General features: G+C 34.4%; 6 protein-coding genes. 3 read left to right on the top strand and 3 right to left on the bottom strand.

Features of this window, described 5'->3' with window-relative positions:
- Positions 1-2,110 precede the first annotated feature (2,110 nt).
- Positions 2,111-2,317, bottom strand: coding sequence for a hypothetical protein (locus tag FTV28_RS13125; RefSeq protein ID WP_179990672.1), 207 nt, complete (start codon positions 2,315-2,317; stop codon positions 2,111-2,113).
- A 774-nt stretch (positions 2,318-3,091) separates the two neighbouring features.
- Between FTV28_RS13125 and FTV28_RS13120 the strand changes: the two genes are divergently transcribed.
- From FTV28_RS13120 to FTV28_RS13110, 3 genes are all read left to right on the top strand, one after another.
- The gene (locus FTV28_RS13120; protein WP_218944951.1) at positions 3,092-4,030 is read left to right on the top strand and encodes a replication initiation protein; all 939 of its coding nucleotides are present in this window, start codon (positions 3,092-3,094) and stop codon (positions 4,028-4,030) included.
- A 298-nt stretch (positions 4,031-4,328) separates the two neighbouring features.
- On the top strand, positions 4,329-4,565 hold the full coding sequence (locus tag FTV28_RS13115) for a helix-turn-helix domain-containing protein (RefSeq protein WP_179990670.1): 237 nt from the start codon (positions 4,329-4,331) through the stop codon (positions 4,563-4,565).
- A 1-nt stretch (position 4,566) separates the two neighbouring features.
- Positions 4,567-5,592 (top strand): hypothetical protein, encoded by a 1,026-nt coding sequence (locus FTV28_RS13110; protein WP_218944950.1) that lies wholly within the window; start codon positions 4,567-4,569, stop codon positions 5,590-5,592.
- A gap of 9 nt (positions 5,593-5,601) precedes the next feature.
- Here FTV28_RS13110 and yhdJ read toward each other — a convergent pair whose 3' ends face one another.
- Positions 5,602-6,456, bottom strand: coding sequence for an adenine-specific DNA-methyltransferase (yhdJ, locus tag FTV28_RS13105; protein WP_179990666.1), 855 nt, complete (start codon positions 6,454-6,456; stop codon positions 5,602-5,604).
- 141 nt (positions 6,457-6,597) lie between these two features.
- The gene (locus FTV28_RS13100) at positions 6,598-7,704 is read right to left on the bottom strand and encodes a hypothetical protein (protein WP_168379851.1); all 1,107 of its coding nucleotides are present in this window, start codon (positions 7,702-7,704) and stop codon (positions 6,598-6,600) included.
- Between the last annotated feature and the right edge of the window lie 56 nt (positions 7,705-7,760).

Genomic DNA, 7,760 nt, shown 5'->3' with positions numbered 1-7,760 from the left:
TACGCACCATTAGCAACATGATCGGCAAGCCGTTGCATCGTAAATTTTGTATGTGGACTAAAAATTATCATCCAAAATATTTCCAATAATTGTTATCAAGGGTTAATTCACAAAATACGCTGTTTTTTGATCAAAAACTAGCATTGTAATCGAGTAAAAGGATTTTTGGTTTTAAGCTGTTTTTTGCTTTTTCCATAGCGAAGCTATGGTGAACTTGCGAAGCAAGTTTTAAGGACTTCTAGACGGTATTTGTAAGAGGGTAATAAGTAGTTCCATGCAAACGCACCTAGACAGCATATTTTTTGTGCATTATGATTTTTTCATCAGTTGTGAAGTGTGTCTGACCAACGCACCTAAAAGACCTTTGACCGTTTTTTAGTGTGCCGTTAGGCACACTAAAAATTTTGATTTTCAACAGCTCACAGTGGAAAGGTTGACAGCCTGAAAACTGCTTGACGAAGCGGACTGCCATTTAACTGTGGCTCGGTACGTTTTGATGAGGGCTGATGAGGGGTGGCAATTTATTGCCTACCCTCAAATTCTACTCAATCCACTTCATAGTTGTTTTGGTTCTTGAAGTTGGGCGACAAGGAAACGGAATCACAGAATCAATGGAAACATTGAGAATGTTGGCGTTAGGAAGTTAAGTTAGAGCTATTGGCTAAGAATTCCTAACTAGGCTGAAAGGGCCGAAATCCTGCTTTTGAAGAAATAGTGAGTGAAATCCAATGATGGAGAGTAGCGTTAATAACTACCGTTCTTCGCTGAATCTTTATGGTTTGGCGAGGTGCGTGGCACACACGATGGCTTCTGCGGTATTCGAGAGGGTACAGGCGATCAAGGTGAAAGCTGGCGAGAGTGGCACTTTTTGGTCGAGTGGTGAATTTGTCGTGACGACATTCCACTTTGGCTTTAAAGGTCGATGTATAGCTTAAACGTGTAAAAGCTGAGAAGTAAAATTTTCAGCCATGCTGCAAAGTAAGTGCTTTACTCACGGTGATTCTTTTTTTATCTAGTTGTAGATATTGATACCAAGGTATCGAGCCTGCGTAATACATATTTTGGAACTGCGTATGTAAAAGCAAGGAAAAGGGCAAGAAAGAGAGTGAATAAGCGTACTGCTTGTTAAGACTTCAATTGATAACTTGGGACGCACTTTTATGTCATTAGGTTTTGTCACCTAGGTTTTTGAATAACTGATTTTTAGTTATCGGCATAGATGTGTTGGAGCGATCTTTAGTAGCGCATATAAGGTAGATTTTTACCGAAATTGTACTGTAATTATTCGGAATAAGTTGTTGTTTTTATTTGTAAAATAGATAGTGATCTATAATTACAGATAAATTTAATGATGAATATGAATTTTCTTTTGAGTTGTTTTATCAAAAGTTGGTTAAAAAACCATAGCTACCGTTGTCAGAAATGGCTTGTTAAGGGAATCGTGGTTTTGCGAAAGAGTGATGTTGAGGATACAGGGGACTGTATTTGAGTGTGTTACTTCCTGCATGGTCATAGTGCTTGAAGGCTGTGGCTTTAAAGCCACAGGAGAATCAAAAAGGTTAAATGGGGATTGGTCTCCCCTGCTGTTCGAGTTGGTCGCTCGGACTAAACTAAACTTCTGAAGACATAGTTTTTCGAGGTTGTTATCCACCATAGGATAAATATTTTCTGATTTTATGAATAAATTCAGCGTTTTAAAGTTTGGTGTTGGTTGGTTGGCAATCAGCACTTCGACAAAATTTTACGGTGCATACGTTATAAGCAATTTAAACCCCCTCGGATTTTCTTAACCAACAGAAAGTCTTAACGAGGTGGGTTGCTTTAAGAGGAATTTTATGAATAAACGGTTGATAGACTTTAAAACTGATAATCGGATAAAGCGCCCTATTTTCACTGTCTTGCCCATCAAATTTGGACATGATGAAGCAACCAAAAGAGTTGTCACGCATACGGCTAGGCGTGTGATCAAGCAACATAAAGTAGAATTGCAAAACTTGGCTTACAAGTAATGCCTTAAAATTGCACCATTTGCGTTTTAAGACACTTAAAATAAAAACACGTAGGTAGCATTAAAATTATAATTAAAACGCTAAATACAGCAAACCATGCGCTATAATTCTATATCTCTTGGTGTATCTTGTTCACGATCTGCCATAAAATCTTCTAAACCTGTTGGGTCATCGTAGTTTTTAAAAAAATCTTGCCAAGTTACTTCACAAAAGACACCACGTTCATTGAGTTTGAAATATTTGGAAGGCTGATCAAAGTTCTTCATCGAGAGAGAAACTAAATCCTCGAATTTTTTATCTTTGCTCATGTCAGATCTCCTTTAGCGAGTGTCTACGAGCGACACACTGAAAAGTTGCGCCTAGGCTCCCTGAAAAACCGCTTTTAAAAATAACCTGCTTCAACTTGGTATTTCATCACATGCTGATCTTTGCGCCTAGACCGAGCGCAGCGAGCATAAAAAAACTTATGAGCGAAGCGAATCCATAGTTGCTTCTGCTTTTAGAATTTACAAACAATATTAACCAAAAAACTGCCCCTCAGACCGAGCAAAGCGAGGTCAAAATGTCACGAGCTTTAGCGAGTGCCATAGGGCAGTTTTTCACTCCCCTGCTCCTTTTTATTCTTTTAATAAGCTTTTAAATACTTTTAGACACCACTCAAAGCCACGTATAGCAAAGCTATTGGAAGTTAAAAAAGTACTTTTGTCTGAATTAGAAAGTACTTTTGTCTGAAAATTAGCGGTTAAAAAAGTACTTTTGTCTGAATTAGAAAGTACTTTTGTCTGAATTTAAAGTACAATATATATAACGTACTTTAATTGCATTTTATTAAGAAGTAAAAATTTCTAAAACAAATTTTGAACAGTAAACCATTGTTAAGCATTTCATCTAAATTAAGGTACAATAAATACAACGCACCTTAATTGCATTTTATTAAAAAAAAGTACAAATTTCTGAATCAATTTTTGAGCAGTAAACCATTGTTAAATCCGCAATATGTAGGTGCTGTTATAGACATTGTGGTTTTATGTGGTTATTATCAAGTACACTATAGATAACGTACTATTATAACTTGTGATTTTATGGAACATAAAAAAACTTATCCTCCTTCGTGGGTTGTGATGCAGAACAACATCTCAGAATGCTTTAAAAGTATGAATATCGATGAAAAACGCTTGTTAATTCTTGCTAGTCCGATTGCACGTACACAAGCGATTACAGAAAAGGATGCCATTTTCATAACGGTGGACGATTTTGCAAAAGAGTGTGGGATACAAACACGGTCAGCATATGTGCAACTAGAAGCAGCAAGCAAAGCATTAATTAAACGCTATTTTTCTTATAGAAATGAAAAAGGAAAAAAGGTTTTATCTAATTGGGTTATCGACTGCACATATGAAAATGGGGGGATTTCTATCCGCTTTCCCGATATCGTTCTACTAATGCTTACGCAGTTTGATAAATTGAATCCATATACCAAATATAAAAAAAATATCGTGCTTAATTTGAAGAAGGATTACTCTTTTGATATTTATCATCTAGCTAAAAAATATCAAGCAATGGGGCAATTTATTATGTCCTTAGAAGATCTAAACCAAGAATTGGGATTGCCTACTTCATACCAAGACCTAAGCAACCTAAAAAAACGGGTGATTGTCCCATCACTAACAGAGATCACAACAAGTACAGATATCGATCTCTGCTATGAGAATGTAAAGCAAGGGCGGTCTGTTGTTGGCTTTAAGTTCACAGTTAAAGAGAAGCCAAAGCCGAATGTAATCGAAACAGGGCGAGATCCGAACACACTCGATATGTTCTGCAAAATGTCTGATAGCCAAATCAGCACATATAGCTCGATTTTATCAAACGTACATAGCATCAGCGACCTTGCAGGCAATAAAGATTATCAAGCATTTGCGGTATGGATTTCGAATATTTTACGAGATCCAAAATCGGTTCGTGAGGAAACAGCGAAACGTATTTTTAAGGCTTTGCGAACTGAAACAGATTTTAAAGGCTGAATTGCTAGGAGCATTATTCAACTGAGCTAATCAAAGTTGTGAAACATTGCTTAAATAATAGGCGTGGAACGTGAAAAATCATAAAAAAAACCCACCTTGGGGAAGGTGGGCTATCAACTAGAAACTACAGCATTGATTTCTAAGGATAATTATAAAGCATTTCGTATAACGTGTATTATGTTAATTTTAGAAAATATTTAAAATAAAAATTTATACTGAACTCAGAATGTGACTCATAGTCCATAGACTTATAGTCTACATAATTTAAATATAGACATGTAGCTAATAGAGTAGATGTATGTCTAATAATTTAATTTTAAAAGATTTTGGGATTCATCTCAAAAATATAAGAGTTCAAAAAAATATTACTCAGGAACAACTAGCTCATCTGTGTGAATTAGATAGAACTTATATTAGTGGAATTGAGCGGGGTAAAAGAAATATCAGCTTAATCAATCTTTATAAGATAGCCTCATCATTAGATATACATCCATCCGAATTACTCGCTTTTAATGTAACTGATGCAGGATGTTAATGTGAATTTCCTAGATATTGAAGCCCAAAATTTAAACATAAACCCCAACTCTTTAGCCTATCAGTACTTAGTGAAAAAAACTAAGGCTTCAGATAGAGGAAGTAAAGCTAGAAGATCTTTAGGAAATTTATATGCTTTATATGTATTATGTGAAGATTATATAAATGATACAGATGGCTCAACATTTTCAAACTTAATGTTAAGAATGAAGAGCCTACCTTTTGGTAGTAAACTTCAAAATCATCCTCTCGATAATAGATTAAATGATGAGGTTAAAAGGACTTTTAAAATTAATGATGATAGATTTTTGCCTGTACAAAATCTATCCACAGATGGTCAAAGAAGTCGAAAAATATCTGAGTTTTTTTTAAAAGATAATAATGTTTCTGCAAAAAATACAGCTCAATTCATTTGCAATGTAATCAATCAATATATTGATATTATTAAACAAAATCAAAATAATTATCTAGATATAGTTGCCAATACAAAAAATCCCGAAGAGCTGAAAGAGATTATTAATGAAGCATTTGAAGTTAATTCAGATGCAAGACTTTTTGAAATTGTTTCATTTGCAATTTTGCATATTCATTTCCGTAAAAAGGCTATTGATTTTTGCATTGATGGTAAGCAGTACAGAGAAAATTTAATGCTTTATAGAACTGGTAGAACTAATGCAAATGATGGCGGAATTGACTTTGTTTTAAAACCGTTGGGTAAATTCTATCAAGTTACAGAAGTTCTTGATTTTAGAAAATATTTCTTAGATTTTGAGAAGGTAAATAAATTTCCTATTAGTTTTGTTATCAAAACCGACTTATCTAATATTCAAGTACGAGAATATCTTTATAATCAAGCAATTAAGCAATTTTCTTCAAATATTTTAGATAAATATCTACAGTTATTTGATGAAATATATACGAATATAGATTTAAAAAATATGATGACATTTTTTTCTGAATCAGATTTTTATGATTGCAGAGATATTATTTGTGTTCAATTTCAATTGGAATATGGATTATTAGATTAAAAGTTATGGCTATATAGCCATAACTCTAGATTTTTTAGATGAATTAGTAGTTTTTCTCTTTTTTTCTTTAATTAATTCACTCTCATGATAGTCAGAAGGTAAATCTAAGCGTCTTAATCCTATCTTCACATATTCTTCATTTACCTCAATTCCTACACTTCTACGTCCTAATTTCTTAGAAACAGCACTTGTGGTAAAGCTGCCAGAAAATGGATCTAGAACTAAGTCGCCAGAATTTGATGAAGCCTTAATAATTCTTTCTAGTAATGATTCTGGCTTTTGGGTAGGATGGTTTTCATATTCATCCATTTTAAATCTAACTCTAGAAAATTCCCATACATTACCTGGAACTTTCATTGTGTTATATGGCTGTGGAGGATTTTTTCTGTAATCGATTAATCCTCTTTTTGCTCCAGTTTTAGCTTCTACTAAGATATCATCAGCATTAAAAGTATAGTTATTTTTATCTTTCACTAACATTAAAATCGGTTCATACATAGAACCAAAAAACTTTTTAGCTTGCACACCAGAACTATCATAAGACCACACAATGCGACTTCTTATAAAAAATTTTTTCCGGCACCAAATATCTAGAAAAGGCATATTCTCAGTACTGTTCATTAAGTAAAATGTACCTGAAGGTTTTAGAACTCTATAACACTCCTCCAGCCATGTATAACACCACTCTAAGAATTCCTCTTCTTTCCAGTTCTCAACTAACCCATCAAAATCTTTACCAATATTATAGGGCGGATCAGCAAAGATTAAGTCTATAGATTCACTAGGGAGTTCTGATAAACCTTTTAATACATCACCATGAATAATTTTATGTTCATCATTATGATAAATTTTTAACTTCGACATATCTAAAACCCAAAAATGTTACTCAAAGTCTACATCCAACATAAAATAAATCAAGCCAATATTTAACATAAAATCTCTTATACGAAATTTGCATGTTAGAACCTATTCAAAGTCCGTATTTAATAGCTTCTCTTAGCGGATTTACTCATCTTCAAGCACCTGTAAGTAAAGCTCATCTGCTTTTTGGATAATCAATCCGCTATTTTTATGCTGTTCCTTCATCTCGTTTATATAAGCTTTAAGGGGGAAATGGTCAAAAGTGCGATGATATTCCCTTATAATTTCTAAAGGCACTTCTATACCATCCTCATCAAATATAGATCGGCGAAATTTATACTCTTGGAGTGTATCAGCATAGGTCGGCAATCGTGGCAGATAAGTCAAATGTGGTGGAGCAATTTCCATCTGCATCCATGTTTTCTGCTTCTTAGACCTGTACTTTAAAAAACGCTGTGCAAAATGGATGATCTGCCCTGCTTGGGAACGGCTTGCTTTGAAAACAGACCATGTTTCCACCATCAGGAATAGATTTTTAATGTCGGCTCGGTTCTTCTCTGCTAGAGAGCTATTTTTTTGACTAGCCAATTTATTAATAGAATCAGTAAATTTAGTTTTAATTTTTTCAATACTTTGCTTTGTATATCGCCAAGTCCACGTATAAGCCCTTACTCGGTCTTTGTAATCTTTTTCATCACCCAAGATGAGCTGTTTATAAGTCTTATGCGTATCTCTGAAAAGCTCCATAGTCACTAGGGCAGTGGGTTTGACAGCAATCGGATTTTTTAAGACAAATTGTTTTGGCTCATTATCTTTGAAGTAATCTGAGATCAAGGTCTTTTCTGCTGAGATTGAATCGAGATCCCACTTAAAGCCTTTGTACTTCTCTTTTAGTTTCTCGATTTTTAAACGCTCCGATTCTTTGGCAAGCTTATTAATCTCGATACCGTTGAAAGTATTGAAATCTCTACTTGTAGGCGTAGTGAATAAGCAATACAGAAACCATTTATTTTCATTAAAAACATCTCTTTGCACGATCATCGTGCAAATCGGATGACCCTTTTCTAGGCGGTAAGAACGCTGTCTTGGTGAAATCCCCAATTCATAACGCTCTGTCATCTTCTCCAAGACGGATTCAATAGATTTTTTAGAACTGTCGTACTCAAAGCCGAAATAAAAATACGCACCATTAGCAACATGATCGGCAAGCCGTTGCATCGTAAATTTTGTATGTGGACTAAAAATTATCATCCAAAATATTTCCAATAATTGTTATCAAGGGTTAATTCACAAAATACGCTGTTTTT

The sequence above is a fragment of the Acinetobacter sp. YH12252 genome (genome assembly GCF_013417365.1).
GTDB lineage: Bacteria > Pseudomonadota > Gammaproteobacteria > Pseudomonadales > Moraxellaceae > Acinetobacter > Acinetobacter towneri.
This window is presented reverse-complemented; position numbering and strand designations above follow the sequence as displayed.

Excerpts from the sequence above, each read along its gene's own strand:
- FTV28_RS13100 (WP_168379851.1), bottom strand. The coding sequence starts at position 7,704 with ATGATAATTTTTAGTCCACATACAAAATTTACGATGCAACGGCTTGCC.
- FTV28_RS13115 (WP_179990670.1), top strand. The coding sequence starts at position 4,329 with ATGTCTAATAATTTAATTTTAAAAGATTTTGGGATTCATCTCAAAAAT.
- FTV28_RS13125 (WP_179990672.1), bottom strand. The coding sequence starts at position 2,317 with ATGAGCAAAGATAAAAAATTCGAGGATTTAGTTTCTCTCTCGATGAAG.
- yhdJ (WP_179990666.1), bottom strand. The coding sequence starts at position 6,456 with ATGTCGAAGTTAAAAATTTATCATAATGATGAACATAAAATTATTCAT.
- FTV28_RS13120 (WP_218944951.1), top strand. The coding sequence starts at position 3,092 with ATGGAACATAAAAAAACTTATCCTCCTTCGTGGGTTGTGATGCAGAAC.